Source organism: Pseudohongiella sp. (assembly GCF_040877505.1).
Classification (GTDB): Bacteria; Pseudomonadota; Gammaproteobacteria; order Pseudomonadales; family Pseudohongiellaceae; genus Pseudohongiella.
Genome location: NZ_JBBDNQ010000034.1, coordinates 44,040 through 59,617, shown reverse-complemented (window position 1 = coordinate 59,617; position 15,578 = coordinate 44,040). Strand labels below are relative to the sequence as shown.

The following is a 15,578-nucleotide window of genomic DNA, read 5'->3' as shown; positions in this document are numbered from 1 at the left end:
CAAATATATTTTGGTAACGGAGACGCGTCGATGACGCAGGCGATGGATAAAAAACATGCAGTGATAGTCGGTCTGGGCAAGACCGGGCTGTCATGCGCGCGTTATTTCCATGCGCGAGGTCGTTCGTTCAAAGTCATCGACAGCCGTTTCAGCCCACCTGCGCTTGCTGAGTTCGAAACCGAGTTCCCGGGGGCGGTCATAGAACTGGGTGGTTTTTCGCAGGAAGCGTTGTTACAGGCCGGTGAAATCGTCCTGAGTCCGGGCATCAGTCTGCAGACACCGGAAATCGCTTTTGCCATCAGTCAGGGTGTGCCGGTGACCGGTGATATCGATATCTTCAGTCATGAGGTTGATGCCCCGGTCATTGCCGTGACCGGTTCCAATGGCAAAAGTACGGTGGTAACACTGGTATCAGAGATGGCCCGGCAGGTTGGTATCCGGGTTGCTGTCGGCGGAAATCTTGATGGCAGGGCCAGCATGCCGGCACTTGATCTGCTGCGTAGCGGTGAGCGTGACCTGTACATCCTTGAGCTGTCGAGTTTTCAACTGGAAACCACCACCCGGTTGAATGCCGAAGTAGCAGTGATTCTTAATCTGAGCGAGGATCATCTGGACCGGTATGCGTCCATGCAGGATTACGCTGCGGCCAAACAGCGGATATTCATCGGTGCCCGCCAGGTGCTGGTAAATCGAGATGATTCAGCCAGCGAACCCTGGCTGAAAGAATCAGGCCGACGCTGGACTTACGGCATGAATGAGGCGGTCGATGAACAAGCCTATGGTCTGCTGTACAGAGATGGTGAGACCTGGTTGATGCGTGGGTCCAATCGTCTGATGCCAACACGCGAGATCAATCTGCTGGGCCGGCACAATGTGAGCAATGCCATGGCTGCGCTTGCTCTGGGGCATGCGGTCGGTATTCCGGATTCAGCCATGGTGACCACGCTGCGTGAATTTGCCGGTTTGCCGCATCGATGTCAGTTGCTTCGCAATTTGCGCGGCGTGGATTATTACAATGACTCAAAAGGCACCAATGTCGGGGCGACTCTGGTAGCGATCGAATCGGTTGCCGAGCGCACCCGCGGCGAGATTGTGCTGATAGCCGGTGGCATTGGCAAAGATGCCGATTTCTCTCCACTGCTGCCTGCGCTGGAAAGTTACGTGAAACGTGTGGTGCTGATCGGCCGCGACGCTGACAAACTGGCCAGGTTGATTGGCAGTCGCGCTGACATCATGCGCGCGACCACGATGGAAGAGGCCGTTGCGGAGGCTGCCAGCAGTGCCGTTGACGGCGACGCGGTATTGCTGTCACCTGCTTGCGCCAGTTTTGATATGTTCAAAGATTTTGCCCATCGTGGTCGGGTCTTCGCTGCAGCAGTGGAGGCCTTGCAATGAGCGTGATGATGAGCAAAAACAAGGGTGCTGTTCGCGTCAGTGCCAGGGATACGCCGCAACCGGTCAACACTTTGATGCTGGTATTGTTTCTCTTGCTCGGCAGCGGATTGATAATGATGACGTCCGCTTCCATGGAGATAGCCAACAGCCTCGCAGGCGATCCATTCTATTTTTTCAAGCGCCAGGTATTCTTTATTGGGCTGTCATTGTTGCTGATGCTTGTCACCCTGCATATCGACATGGATATCTGGTATCGCAGCAGTCCGTTGCTCTTGTGTCTGGCAGTGGTGCTGCTGGCAATGGTGCTGGTGCCGGGTGTCGGTACCGTGGTCAACGGCAGCGCCCGCTGGATTGATCTGGGATTCTATCGCCTGCAACCATCGGAGATGGCAAAGATCTCAATGGTAATGTACATGGCGGCATTCCTTCAGCGCCACCGCGATGAGGTTCACGAACGTTGGTCAGGGTTCATGAAACCGATGATCATTCTGGGTGCTGTTATCGCGCTGCTGCACTTTGAGCCGGACCACGGTGCAATGGTCATCATCATGCTGACGACTTTCACCATGCTGTTTCTGGCGGGTGCCAGATTGCACCGGTTTGTGCTGATCGTGATGATCTGTTTTGCCGGCGTTGTGGCATTGGCGATCATGAAACCTTACGTGATCAATCGTCTGACGTCATTCCTGAATCCCTGGGCCGCCGAGTATGTGTACGGCGAAGGGTACCAGTTAACACAGGCTCTGATCGCATTCGGGCGCGGAGAATGGCTGGGCGTGGGTCTGGGTAACAGCATTCAGAAACTGTATTTCCTGCCGGAAGCACATACTGATTTTGTGTTGTCGATTATTGCCGAAGAAATGGGCCTGCTGGGTGTGCTGTTTGTCCTGGCGCTCTTCATTACCCTGATATGGACTGCTTTGCGACTGGGTCGGGAATCCGAGGCCAGGGGTCGGTACTTTTCGGCCTATGTCGCCTTTGGCATCGGCATGTTGTTCGCTACCCAGGTGTTCATCAATTTTGGTGTCAATACAGGCCTGTTGCCTACCAAAGGGCTTACCCTGCCGTTCCTGAGTTATGGCGGCAACAGTCTGCTGATCAGCTGTTTCATGGTCGCGGTACTCATGCGTATTCAGTATGAACTGCAGGTCAAAACCGATCCGGAACCGTCCGGGGGTGCAGCATGAGCAGGCCTACTGTTCTGATTATGGCGGCAGGGACCGGGGGGCACATTTTTCCGGCTCTGACCATAGCGCGCGCATTGCAGGCTCGCGATGTGCAGGTTGAGTGGCTGGGTACACCTGGCGGTATGGAGAACGATGTCCTGAGTGATACCGGTATCAGATTGCATCGCCTGCGGGTCAACGGATTGCGGGGCAAAGGCAAGCTGACATTGTTCAAGGCACCCTTTATGTTGCTGGCGTCGATATGGCAGTCCGTGCGCCTGTTGCAGAAGCTGCGGCCCGCCTGTGTACTGGGTATGGGTGGTTATGTGACGGGTCCGGGTGGTGTTGCTGCCTGGTTGTTGCGACGCCCGTTGGTAATACACGAACAGAATGCTATTGCCGGTTTAAGTAATCGGTTGCTGGTGCCTTTGGCCAGCAGAGTGCTGGAGGCGTTCCCGAACACCTTTGCCGCGAACCCAAAAGTGGTACACACCGGTAATCCGGTGCGGGCGGAAATTTCCGCGCTGGACGCTGCACATGGCAGGGCCACTGATGTAGCACGCCCCATGCATTTGCTGGTGCTGGGTGGAAGCCTGGGCGCCGCCGCCATTAACCAGGTGGTGCCTCAATTGGTGCTTGATAGTGGCTGTGGCATTGATATCTGGCACCAGACAGGTCGTAACAAACATGAAGAGACGCAAGCCTCGTATCAGGAGCTGGCGGGCAACAGCGGGCTTAAATGTAAAGTGGAGCCCTTCATCAAGGATATGGCGGCAGCTTACGTCTGGGCCGACCTGGTGTTGTGTCGCGCGGGTGCCAGCACGATTGCAGAGCTAACGGCTGCGGGCCTGCCATCGATACTGGTGCCTTATCCGCATGCTGTTGATGACCATCAAAGCAGCAACGCGCGATGGCTGGTTGAAGCCGACGCAGCGGTATTGCTGCCACAGACATCATTGAACAAAGACAGTTTGCAGCAATTGCTTGAGGAGTTTATGGCAGATAAAAAACGCTTGCAGCAGATGGCGAAAAATGCGCGTGCACTGGCCATTCCTGATGCGGCGTCACGTGTTGCTGATGTATGCATGGAGGTTTGCCATGACTGATCAGCGCTATTACCAGGTGCCGGAAATGCGTCGCATCAAGACCATCCATTTTGTTGGTATTGGTGGTGCAGGCATGTGTGGAATTGCTGAAGTTCTGTTGAACCAGGGATACAAGATCACCGGCTCTGATATCAAAGCGTCGGGGGTGACTGAGCGCCTGGCGGAAATGGGCGCAGAAATATTTATCGGACACGCATCTGAGAATGTAGCAAAGGCCGACGTCGTGGTGTACTCCAGTGCCGTTCGTGGCGATAACCCGGAGCTATCGGAAGCAAAGCAGACCGGCAAGCCGATTATCCCCCGCGCCGAGATGTTGTCAGAACTGATGCGTTACCGTCATGCGGTTGCGATTGCCGGAACGCATGGTAAAACCACAACTACCAGTCTGGTGGCATCAATTTTTGCTAAAGCCAAACTGGCACCCACATTCGTTATCGGGGGGCGTCTGAACAGCGCTGGCGCCAATGCCGGGCTGGGCGAAAGCCGTTATCTGGTGTGTGAGGCGGATGAAAGTGATGTGTCATTCCTGCACCTGCAACCCATGGTAGCAGTGGTCACAAATATTGAAGCCGATCACATGGGTTCTTACGACGGTGATTTCAACAAACTCAAGCACTACTTTGTTGAGTTTCTGCACAACCTGCCTTTTTATGGTCTGGCTGTGCTGTGTATTGATGATCCCGTGATTGAGGAAATCATGCCTCGCATATCACGTCCGGTGCTGACCTACGGTTTTTCCGAGAAAGCGGACTACCGCATCAGCAATCTGCGTCAGGACAGACAGTTTACCGATTTCGATATTCATCGCCCGGATGGCCGTGCGCCCTTACATATCAGTCTCAGTATACCGGGACGACATAACGCTCTGAATGCTACTGCGGCAATAGCGGTAGCAACAGATGAAGGTATCGATGATGCGGCAATCTGTAACGGCCTGGCTGAGTTTGCCGGTGTGGGTCGGCGCTTCGATATACAAGGTGAATTCCCTATCGCCAGCGGCAATATCATGCTGCTTGATGACTATGGACACCATCCAAGCGAGGTGGCAGCGACGGTGGCTGCGCTGCGCGCAGGTTGGCCGGAGGCGCGGCTGGTAATGATCTATCAACCACACCGGTATTCCAGGACCAAGGATCTGTACGATGATTTCGTCAGCGTGCTGTCAGAAGTCGACGTGCTGTTGATGCTTGATGTGTACTCGGCAGGTGAAGATCCGGTGCCGGGCGCTGACTCCCGCAGTCTGTGTCGCAGCATACGCCTGCGTGGCAAAGTGGACCCGGTCTTTGTCAAAAGTGAAGAGGAAGTGCGGGGGGTCCTTAAGGACCTGGTTATGGACGGTGATATTGTCATTACCCAGGGTGCCGGTAGTGTGGGCGCCCTGGCGCGTACCCTTGCTGCACAGGGGTTGATGTGATGAGTGTTGTCAATATGGCTGAGAACGTGAACAGGAAATCCGGACGGGTAGCTGTGCTGATGGGCGGCGACTCGGCTGAACGTGAAATATCCTTGCTTAGCGGGCAGGCTGTATTGTCCGCATTGCAGAGCCAGGGCGTTGATGTTGTCGGGATAGACGTTGGCCCTGACATTGCGGAACGACTCCGTTCGGAGAAAATTGAACGGGTGTTTAATATTCTGCATGGCCGCGGCGGCGAAGACGGAAAGCTGCAGGGCCTGTTGGAGATGATGCGCATACCGTATACCGGCAGCGGCGTACTCGCGTCAGCATTGGCCATGGACAAGGTCAAGACCAAGCAGCTTTGGGCTGCGAGCGGACTGCCGACACCAAAGTTCAGCGTGCTGGATGGCAACAGTGATTGGCAGGGGCTGATCGACGAGCTGGGTGAGGTTGTTGTCAAGCCCGCGCATGAAGGGTCAAGCATCGGTATGTCGATGGCTGCCGATGCAAAGGCGCTCCGCGATGCGTACCAGAAAGCCAGTATTTACGACACTGCCGTGATGGCTGAACAGCGCATAAGAGGTGCCGAGTTTACTGTGCCAGTGATTCATGGCGAGGCATTCCCGGCCATTGAACTGAGTACCAGTCATGAGTTTTACGACTATGACGCCAAATATGTCGCCAGCGACACTCATTACCGTTGTCCGGCCTCGCTGTCAGAAACTAAAAGTGCGGAACTTGCCGATTTATGTCTGCAGGCGTTCTGCATTCTCGGTGCCGAAGGCTGGGGGCGAATTGATGTTATGCAGGATCAGCAAGGCAAATTCTGGTTGCTGGAGCTCAATACGGTGCCCGGTATGACAGACCATAGCCTGGTACCGGTTTCAGCGCTAAGCAAAGGCCTGGATTTTCCGGCACTGGTGCTTCACATACTTAACGGAGGCGCTGCAGGCGGTACAGCATGAGCGAATCCCGAAGCAGGTCAACATTTTCAGCTTATGCCGGTGCGTCGGATGTTCCGATGGACTTCGCGCCGGTTCGTGCCGAAGCGCGGCATATCGAGTCTGACACGCCAGCGCAAAAGCGATCAAACGGTAGCCTGCGTTTGTTACTGCTTTGCCTGATCCTGGTCGGCGCCGCAGGTATTGCGATACATCAGTATCGAGGCGTGGCTGCGGATTATCTGGCGATGCTGACAGACAGTCTGCCGGCACTGAATCTGCCGGACCTAAATCGACCGGTAATAAACCGCGAGATAAATACCGTCAGACTGGACTCGCCATTGCACCGGGTGACGGAACAGGAAGTCCGGACGTTACTGGCCAGGTATACCGAATCAGGTTTTCTGGGGGTGGACGTACAGGACCTTCGTGATGAGCTGGAGCAAAACCCGTGGGTAGCGCACGCGACAGTGCGCAGGGTCTGGCCTGACGTATTGGTGATCAACATTCGCGAGCAACAGCCCATTGCCCGCTGGGGCGAGGCTGCATTGGTCAATACCGCAGGGGAGGTGTTCACGCCGCCATTGCGCGGGCCGGAATCCGGTCTGCCTGCGCTGACCGGGCCTGAGGGTACAGAGTCTCTGGTGCTGGCGCAGCATGCGGCATTTCAGCAGGCATTGTCGGCGCTGGGCATGACGTTGGCTTCGGTCAGTCTGAACGAGCGCGGCAGTTGGTCTGTCGAAGTGAACGAGGGGCCTTTGCTGCGATTGGGCCGTGATGACTATATGGCGCGGCTGGAACGCTTTATTGCGGTTTACCGTGGTGGATTACAGGACCATTTGGCAGATGCACGCACGATCGATTTGCGGTACGGCAATGGATTTTCAGTCAGTAAAAATACGGTAGCCACAGATGCTGTGGCCCGTCGGTGAGAGCAGGTGTGACTTATGAGCGCTCCAGATAACAGCAACATGATCGTAGGCCTGGATATCGGTACGTCCAAGGTGGTTGCCATCGTGGGCGAAGTGAAAGCCGATGGCAGTCTCAATATAGTTGGCATCGGCAGCCATCGATCGCGCGGCCTGAAAAAGGGCACCGTGGTCAATATTGAATCTACGGTTGAGTCGATTCAGCGGGCGGTTGAAGAGGCGGAGCTGATGGCCGGGTGCCGGATACATTCGGTCTATGCCGGGATAGCCGGCAGCCATATCCGCAGCATGAATTCGCACGGAATCGTGGCCATACGTGATCGCGAGGTGACGCGCGCAGACATTGACCGCGTGATTGATGCTGCGCAGGCAGTGGCCATTCCTGCCGATCAGCGCGTGCTGCATATCCTGCCGCAGGAATACATTATCGACTCTCAGGAAGGCGTTAAAGAGCCACTGGGGATGTCGGGCGTGCGTCTCGAGGCCAAGGTACACCTGGTGACATGTGCCATCAACGCCGTGCAGAACATCGAGAAATGCATCAAGCGTTGCGGACTGCAGACAGAAGAAATCATTCTGGAGCAGCTGGCTTCAAGTTATGCCGTGCTCACAGAAGATGAAAAAGAGCTCGGTGTCTGTATGGTAGACATTGGTGGTGGCACTACGGATATTGCGATCTTTACCGAAGGTGCCATACGTCACACTGGAGTCATTCCGATTGCCGGCGATCAGGTGACCAACGATATTGCCATGGCATTGCGTACACCGACAGATAATGCGGATGAGATCAAGATCAAGTATGCCTGCGCGCTGACGCAACTGGCCAGCGCCGGGGAAATGATAAAGGTGCCAGGTGTGGGTGAACGACCGGCACGTGAACTGTCGCGCCAGGCATTGGCGGAAGTCGTCGAACCACGCTATGACGAACTGTTTACTCTGGTCAAGGCTGAACTGCAGCGCAGCGGTTATGAAAATCTGCTGGCTGCCGGCATCGTGCTGACCGGCGGTACCAGTAAGATGGAAGGCGTCATTGAACTGGCGGAGGAGATCTTCCATATGCCCGTGCGCATCGGGATGCCGCAGAGTGTAAAAGGTCTGGCGGATATTGTGCGCAATCCTATTTATTCCACGGGTGTCGGTTTGTTGCTGTACGGCATGCGTCAACTCCAGCAGCAGGAACGCAGTCATCACCCGGTGACCGTCAAGGAACCGAAGATAAGTATCGTTGAACGAGTAAAGAACTGGCTGAAAGAAAACTTTTGAGCCGTAAATTTTGCATGAAAGTATCAGTAATTTTAGTTATCAATAAATCCAAGGCATGACAGGGGGCCGTATGTTTGAACTTCTAGATAGTATTCCACAAAGTGCCGTCATCAAAGTTATCGGTGTTGGCGGGGGCGGCGGTAACGCCGTTCGTCATATGATCAGCAATCACGTCGAGGGCGTGGAGTTTGTCTGCGCCAATACTGACGCGCAAGCGCTGACCAATCTGCAGGCGAAAACCCTTCTGCAGATGGGCAGTACAGTCACCAAAGGTCTGGGCGCTGGTGCCAATCCCGAAATCGGGCGCCAGGCAGCACTGGAAGACCGTGAAGAAATTGCGGAAATTCTCCGTGGCGCCGACATGGTGTTTATTACCGCAGGCATGGGAGGTGGTACCGGTACCGGTGCGGCGCCAATTTTTGCAGAAGTGGCCAAAGAGCTGGGGATACTGACCGTCGCGGTGGTAACCCGGCCTTTTCCGTTCGAGGGCAAGAAGCGTTCACTGATCGCCGATCAGGGTATTCAGGAACTGTCGCAGCATGTGGACTCGCTGATCACGATCCCCAATGAGAAGCTGCTGGCAGTGCTGGGCAAGAATGCATCCCTGCTGGAGGCGTTCAAGGCGGCCAACGATGTGCTGCTGGGTGCGGTCAAAGGTATAGCTGATCTGATTATCCGGCCGGGCATGATCAACGTGGACTTTGCCGACGTGCGCACTGTGATGTCGGAAATGGGCATGGCGATGATGGGTACTGGTTATGCAACCGGTGAGAGCCGGGCCCGCGAGGCGGCGGAGGCGGCCATCCGCAGTCCACTGCTGGAAGATGTTAATCTTCACGGCGCGCGTGGCATTCTGGTCAACATTACGGCCGGCGAGAATCTGTCTCTGGGCGAGTTTTCCGAGGTGGGTGACACCATTTCCGAATTTGCCTCTGACGATGCGACAGTTGTTGTGGGCACGGTCATTGATGCGGAGATGGGTGACGAAATCAGGGTAACCGTTGTTGCCACCGGACTCGGCGAACTTCGGGTCGCTGAACAGCGTCCTACCAAAGTTGTCGACAATACCCGTTCGGCTCAGGTTGCCGGCGGCAATTATCGACCTGTCGACCGGCCCGCAGCGCGGACGCGTCCGGCAGCCAGTTCGCATACGATGCCGCAAAACAACGGCTTCGCCAAGGCAGTGGGTGCTGAGGACAGCATGGACTACCTGGATATCCCAGCGTTTCTGCGCCGTCAGGCGGATTGAGACGCGACTGTATCAAGGGTGGTTGAGGCCTGAGCACGGTCAATTCAGTGTTTGGGTTCTCAACTGATATTTGCTATCATCGGCCGAAATGTGCGGGGGTTAATCCCCCGCCTGCGGCTTAATCCGGGATCTATTCCAAATATGTTGAAACAGCGCACCCTGAAGAATGTCATCCGCGCCACTGGCGTGGGTCTTCACACAGGCACCAAGGTTTATCTCACGTTGAGACCGGCGCCGATTGATACGGGCATTATTTTTGTACGCACCGATCTGGAGCCGCATGCCCATATCCCGGCCAGGGCCCATCTGGTGGGGGACACCACTTTGTCCACGACACTGATCAAGGACGACGTTCGCGTTTCCACTATTGAGCACCTGATGTCAGCCATGTCGGGGCTAGGCATCGATAATGCCTTTATTGAAGTCAGTGCGCCGGAAGTACCCATCATGGATGGCAGTGCCGGCCCGTTCGTCTTCCTGATTCAGTCAGCGGGCATCGAGGAACAGGATGCGGCCAAAAAGTTTGTCCGTATCCTTAAACCGGTTTATCTTGAGGAAGGCGACAAATCTGTCAGCCTGGAGCCGTTCGATGGCTTCAAGGTCAGCTATACGCTGCTGTACGATCACCCGGTTTACCGGCGTTATACAAAGTCGGCTACTATCGACTTTTCCAGTACCTCATTCGTCAAAGAAGTCAGCCGTGCGCGTACCTTCGGGTTTATGCATGAGTTTGAGGAGCTGCGTAACCGCAATCTGGCGCTGGGTGCCAGTATGGACAATGCTATCGCGGTAGGAGACTATAAGGTGCTTAACGAAGATGGTCTTCGTTACGAAGACGAATTTGTTAAGCACAAAATTCTGGATTCCATCGGTGATCTGTACCTTCTTGGGCACAGCCTGCTGGGTGAATTCAAGGGGTACAAGTCCGGTCATGCGTTAAATAACAACTTGTTACGCATGCTGGAGGCGAACCAGGATGCCTGGGAACTGGTCACTTTTGACTCTGAGTCCCAGGTTCCCATTTCTTATCTCAAGCCCGGACTGGCTGCCTGACGGAGATCCCGTAGCGCAGCGACACGGGGCAGGCCTGGCTTATGAAGCTCATATTGGTTAATCAGCGGTACGGACACAGTCGCACGATTGTGATCAAAGGTTGGCTCAAAGGCCTGCTGTCGCTGTGCCTGCTCGGTGCACCGGTAGCGCTGGGTTATATGGGTTACCACCTGGCCCTGGCCAATACCGCCAACCATATTGTCAGTGAAAAATCAGCAGAAGGCTGGGAACAGCAGCTGGAGGACCAGGCGCAGGCCCTGGCTGAGCTGAAACAGAATGCTGAACAACAGGTCGAGGCGCTGACGCAACGACTGGCCACGCTGCAAGCGCGCTTGTTGCGACTTGATGCCCTTGGTATGCGACTTACCGAGGTCGCAGATCTCGATCCTGCCGAATTCAATTTCAGTCAACAAACACCCGGTGTTGGTGGTTTGTTGCTGGACGATGGCAGTCTCATGGAGCCACCGGATTTCATCCGTGCGATTACGCGCCTTGAACAGGAAATCGAGGCCCGTGGCAAACAGCTGGAAATCGTTGCCGGACTGGTCAACGGTCAGCAGCTTGAACAGGAAGCCAGTATCGCCGGCCGACCGGTCAATGCCGGTTGGTTGTCCTCCGGATTTGGCCGCAGAACGGACCCTTTTACCGGGCGCATGGCCTGGCATAATGGTGTTGATTTTGCCGGTGCCGCTGGCGATGACATTGTCAGTGTTGGTACCGGGGTCGTCATGTTCTCCGGCACACGGCCTGGTTACGGCCTGATGGTCGAAGTTGATCATGGCAATGGTTATCTGACGCGTTATGCGCACGCTCAGGATTTGCTGGTCGAGCAAGGCGAAATTGTCAATCAGGGGCAGGCGATCGCGCTGATCGGCAGCACCGGGCGGTCTACTGGTCCGCATGTACACTTTGAAGTCTACAAAAATGGACGTGTCGTCGACCCGGCCTCCTATATCAGGCGCACCCACCGCTAAATCAGTCTCCCCGGATCCTATGCAACTGGCGATCTGACTCAGGTCGTCACCGTTCCGTATGTTTATTTATTCAGCACTAACAGGTCATCATGAGCTTACAGGTTTTCAGTAAAATATTTGGTAGCAGTAATTCACGCAAACTCAAGAAGCTGCATAAAATTGTCAGGCAGATTAACACCTTTGAAGACAGCATTCAGGCGCTGTCCGATGAGGAGCTGCGGGGCAAGACTGCCGAGTTCAAGGGGCGATTTGACGAAGGAGAGTCTCTCGACAAGTTGCTGCCGGAAGCTTTTGCAGTGGTTCGCGAAGCGAGTAAAAGAACACTGGGATTAAGACATTTCGATGTGCAGATGATCGGTGGCATTGTGCTGCACCAGGGTGATATCGCTGAAATGAAGACCGGTGAAGGCAAGACCCTGGTCGCCACACTGCCAGCCTATCTCAACGGATTGACCGGAGAAGGTGTTCATATTGTCACGGTCAATGATTATCTGGCCAGCCGCGATGCCAACTGGATGCGCCCCCTGTACGAATTCCTGGGGCTGACAGTCGGGGTTATTGTTGGTGGCCAGATGCAACAAGAGAAAAAAGCCGCTTACAACGCTTCCATCACCTACGGCACCAATAACGAGTTCGGCTTCGACTATCTGCGCGACAATATGGCATTTCGTATCGAGGACAAGTTACAACACAAGCTCAATTTTGCCATCGTCGACGAAGTTGACTCCATCTTGATTGACGAGGCGAGGACGCCGTTGATCATCTCCGGTGCAGCCCAGGACAGCTCCAGACAGTACCTGGCCATCAATGAGCTGATCCCGCGTCTGGAGCGAGGCGAAGCGCCGGAAGAAAAACCCGCCGCCATGGCGCTGGAGCGTGAGGAGAAAGTTGAAAGCGGCCATTTTATGGTTGATGAAAAGACACGTCAGGTAGAATTGACAGAGGCCGGTCATGAGTACCTGGAAGACTTGCTGGCGCAGCGTAAACTGTTGAATGAAGGTGAGAGTCTGTACTCAGCCGCGAATCTGGGATTGCTGCATCATATTCATTCGGCTTTGAAAGCGCATTATCTGTTTCACAAGGACGTTGAATACATCGTCAAGGACGGGCGCATTGTGCTGATTGACGAGCACACTGGCCGAACCATGGAAGGTCGACGCCTGTCTGAAGGTTTGCATCAGGCCATCGAAGCAAAAGAAGGATTGGAGATTCAAAGCGAAAGCCAGACATTGGCATCAACAACGTTCCAGAATTACTTCCGGCTTTACAATACGCTGTCGGGCATGACGGGTACTGCGGATACCGAGGCGTTTGAATTCAAGCAGATTTATGATCTTGATGTGGTCGTAATACCGCCCAATACCCCGATGCAGCGTATCGACAAGAACGATCTGGTGTACTTGTCCATTGAGGAAAAGTTCGAGGCAATAGTCAGTGATATCAAGGAGTTCAGCGCAAAAGGAGCGCCGATTCTGGTAGGCACCGCGTCAATTGAAACCTCGGAGATGCTGTCGAAGTTCCTGACCAGGGAAAAAATCAAGCATGAGGTATTGAACGCGAAGTTCCATGAAAAAGAGGCTTTCATCATTGCCCAGGCCGGACGCCCGGGCGTGGTCACCATTGCCACCAACATGGCCGGTCGTGGTACCGATATTGTGCTGGGCGGCAATTGGGAAACAGAAGTCGCGGCAATGGACAACCCGACGCCTGAGCAGATCGCTGCCGCCAAAGATGCCTGGCAACAGCGCCATGATCAGGTGCTGGAGGCAGGGGGCCTGCACATCATCGGTACCGAGCGGCATGAATCGCGGCGTATTGACAACCAGTTGCGTGGCCGTTCGGGTCGTCAGGGTGATCCGGGTTACTCTCGTTTCTACCTCTCACTGGAAGACAGTCTGATGCGAATCTTTGCCTCGGAACGCGTAAAAAGTTTCATGCAGAAACTTGGTATGGAACGAGGCGAGGCAATCGAGCACGGCATGGTGTCGAAATCAATCGAAAAGGCGCAACGCAAGGTCGAAGGGCGCAACTTCGATATCCGCAAACAATTGCTTGAATATGACAATGTCGCCAACGATCAACGCACCATTGTCTATCGTCAGCGTAATCAGGTCATGGCCAGCAATGACATCGGCGAATTGATCTCCAATATGCGCAACGAAGTGGCGGATGAGGTCATCAGCAGCCATATCCCGCCGCAAAGTATCTTCGAGCAATGGGATATTGATGGTCTGGAGCAGGCAGTGGAAGCGGAGTTTGCGGTTCATTTGCCCATCAAGGACTGGTTGGCTGAAGATGAAAAACTTTACGAGGAAACGCTGCGCGAAAAGATCAAACAGGAATTGACTGACGGCTATGCCAAAAAACGTGAAACCGTCGGCGAAAAAATGAATCTGCTGGAAAAGCAGATTGTGTTGCAGATCCTCGACACATTGTGGAAAGAACATCTTGCGGCAATGGATCAATTGCGGCAAGGCATATTCCTGCGTGGTTATGCCGGCAAGAATCCAAAGCAGGAATATAAACGCGAAGCTTTCGGATTGTTTCAGAGCCTGTTGTCACGGCTGCAGCACGATGTGATCCGGTTTCTGAGTCATGTGCAGGTGCGCTCGCCGGAAGAAATCGATGCCATCGAGCGAGCGCGTGACGCAGAACGGGCAAAAGAGAAAATGAAATTCCAGCACGCGGAAAGCTCCGCCATGCAAGCTGAGAGCCCGGGTGCAAATGCGGAAAGCGGGCAAAATGCCCAGGACAATGGTACGCCCTTTGTCCGCGAGGAGCCCAAACTGGGGCGAAATGATCCCTGTCACTGTGGTTCGGGCAAGAAATACAAACAGTGTCACGGTCGGTTAAACTGATAACACAGGTTGAATGAGAACATGGCGACAGGAACAAAAGAAACAGGAACCCTGGTACCGGTCCCCGGTATCAGAATGTCAGCGGTCAGCGCGGGTGTGCGTTATCAGAATCGTCTTGATCTGGTGCTGTTCGAGCTTGCCGAGGGCAGTCGCACGGCGGGCGTTTTTACCCGGAATGCGTTTTGCGCAGCGCCCGTGGTACTGGCACGTAAACACCTTGCCGCTAATGGTGGCGATGTTCGATACCTGCTGGTAAACACCGGCAACGCTAACGCCGGTACCGGTGAGCAGGGCATGACTGATGCCCTGCATTGTTGTCAGGCTCTGGCTGATGTCGCCGGTGTCAACGTACGTCAGGTTTTACCCTTTTCGACAGGTGTCATTGGCGAGAAGCTGCCGGCAGAAAAGATCGCGGCAGCGGCCCCCGGCGCGCTGGCTGCTGTAGAGAATGATCAATGGCTGGCGGCGGCAAAAGGCATCATGACCACCGACACCCGGCCGAAAGGTGTGTCGGCTATGGTCACGCATGCCGGTCAGGTCATTACCCTGACCGGCATCACCAAAGGTGCCGGGATGATCAAGCCGAACATGGCGACCATGCTGGCTTTTGTTGGTACTGATGCCGATATTGAACAGGACCTGCTGCAGGATCTGCTAAAATCTGCAGTAGAACAGTCATTCAATAGAATTACAGTTGATGGTGATACATCAACCAATGATTGCTGTGTACTCAGTGCCACCGGCAAAAGCGGAATCACGATCGACAAGGCTGATGCGGGGTTGTTTGACGCCTTCAGCAGAGCGCTGCACGGGCTGATACTGGATCTGGCAAAACTGATTATCCGTGATGCCGAAGGTGCGAAAAAATTTGTCACTGTTGATGTTCGGGGTGGCGCCAACACCGCAGAGTGTTTGCAGGTCGCCTATGCTATCGCTGAATCCCCTCTCGTCAAAACAGCATTGTCTGCCTCCGATCCCAACTGGGGCCGAATTCTGGCAGCGGTTGGCCGTGCCGGTGTGCCGGAGCTGGATGTTTCCCGGATAGACCTGTATCTGGATGATGTTTGCATCGTCAAACAGGGCGGCCTGGCGCCTGACTATCGCGAGGCAATGGGACAGGCGGTGATGAACCAGGAAGATATTTGCCTGCGCGTTGAATTGGCAAGAGGTGATGTCAACGAACAGGTGTGGACGGCGGACCTGTCTGAGGAATACGTACGCATCAACGCGTCCTACCGCAGCTGACAG

General features: G+C 54.7%; 12 protein-coding genes. All 12 read left to right on the top strand.

The features are described from left to right. Positions 1-30: 30 nt before the first annotated feature. The 12 genes from murD (at position 31) to argJ (ending at position 15,575) form a co-directional block, all read left to right on the top strand. Complete coding sequence (gene murD / locus WD071_RS12495; protein ID WP_368048718.1) at positions 31-1,395, top strand: UDP-N-acetylmuramoyl-L-alanine--D-glutamate ligase; 1,365 nt, start codon at positions 31-33, stop codon at positions 1,393-1,395. Further along, a complete protein-coding gene (ftsW, locus tag WD071_RS12490) occupies positions 1,392-2,582 on the top strand; it encodes a putative lipid II flippase FtsW (protein WP_368048717.1) in 1,191 nt (396 codons plus the stop codon). The genes murD and ftsW overlap by 4 nt, the downstream gene beginning before the upstream one ends. Next, on the top strand, positions 2,579-3,667 hold the full coding sequence (murG, locus tag WD071_RS12485; protein WP_368048716.1) for an undecaprenyldiphospho-muramoylpentapeptide beta-N-acetylglucosaminyltransferase: 1,089 nt from the start codon (positions 2,579-2,581) through the stop codon (positions 3,665-3,667). Before ftsW ends, murG begins: the two co-directional genes overlap by 4 nt. Further along, complete coding sequence (murC, locus tag WD071_RS12480) at positions 3,660-5,081, top strand: UDP-N-acetylmuramate--L-alanine ligase (RefSeq protein WP_368048715.1); 1,422 nt, start codon at positions 3,660-3,662, stop codon at positions 5,079-5,081. The genes murG and murC overlap by 8 nt, the downstream gene beginning before the upstream one ends. Beyond that, complete coding sequence (locus tag WD071_RS12475; RefSeq protein WP_368048714.1) at positions 5,081-6,028, top strand: D-alanine--D-alanine ligase; 948 nt, start codon at positions 5,081-5,083, stop codon at positions 6,026-6,028. The genes murC and WD071_RS12475 overlap by 1 nt, the downstream gene beginning before the upstream one ends. Continuing rightward, entirely contained in the window at positions 6,025-6,936 is a 912-nt protein-coding gene (locus tag WD071_RS12470; RefSeq protein WP_368048713.1) for a cell division protein FtsQ/DivIB, read from the top strand. Before WD071_RS12475 ends, WD071_RS12470 begins: the two co-directional genes overlap by 4 nt. A 15-nt stretch (positions 6,937-6,951) precedes the next feature. Beyond that, complete coding sequence (gene ftsA / locus WD071_RS12465; protein WP_294130562.1) at positions 6,952-8,196, top strand: cell division protein FtsA; 1,245 nt, start codon at positions 6,952-6,954, stop codon at positions 8,194-8,196. A 70-nt stretch (positions 8,197-8,266) separates the two neighbouring features. Further along, positions 8,267-9,445, top strand: a complete 1,179-nt coding sequence (gene ftsZ, locus WD071_RS12460) for a cell division protein FtsZ (protein ID WP_368048712.1) — start codon at positions 8,267-8,269, stop codon at positions 9,443-9,445. 141 nt (positions 9,446-9,586) lie between these two features. Further along, a complete protein-coding gene (gene lpxC / locus WD071_RS12455) occupies positions 9,587-10,498 on the top strand; it encodes a UDP-3-O-acyl-N-acetylglucosamine deacetylase (RefSeq protein ID WP_368048711.1) in 912 nt (303 codons plus the stop codon). Positions 10,499-10,539: 41 nt separating this feature from the next. After that, entirely contained in the window at positions 10,540-11,472 is a 933-nt protein-coding gene (locus WD071_RS12450; protein WP_368048710.1) for a peptidoglycan DD-metalloendopeptidase family protein, read from the top strand. Positions 11,473-11,561: 89 nt separating this feature from the next. Then, a complete protein-coding gene (gene secA / locus WD071_RS12445; protein ID WP_368048709.1) occupies positions 11,562-14,330 on the top strand; it encodes a preprotein translocase subunit SecA in 2,769 nt (922 codons plus the stop codon). Positions 14,331-14,351: 21 nt separating this feature from the next. After that, positions 14,352-15,575, top strand: a complete 1,224-nt coding sequence (gene argJ / locus WD071_RS12440; RefSeq protein ID WP_368048708.1) for a bifunctional glutamate N-acetyltransferase/amino-acid acetyltransferase ArgJ — start codon at positions 14,352-14,354, stop codon at positions 15,573-15,575. The last annotated feature ends 3 nt before the right edge of the window (positions 15,576-15,578 follow it).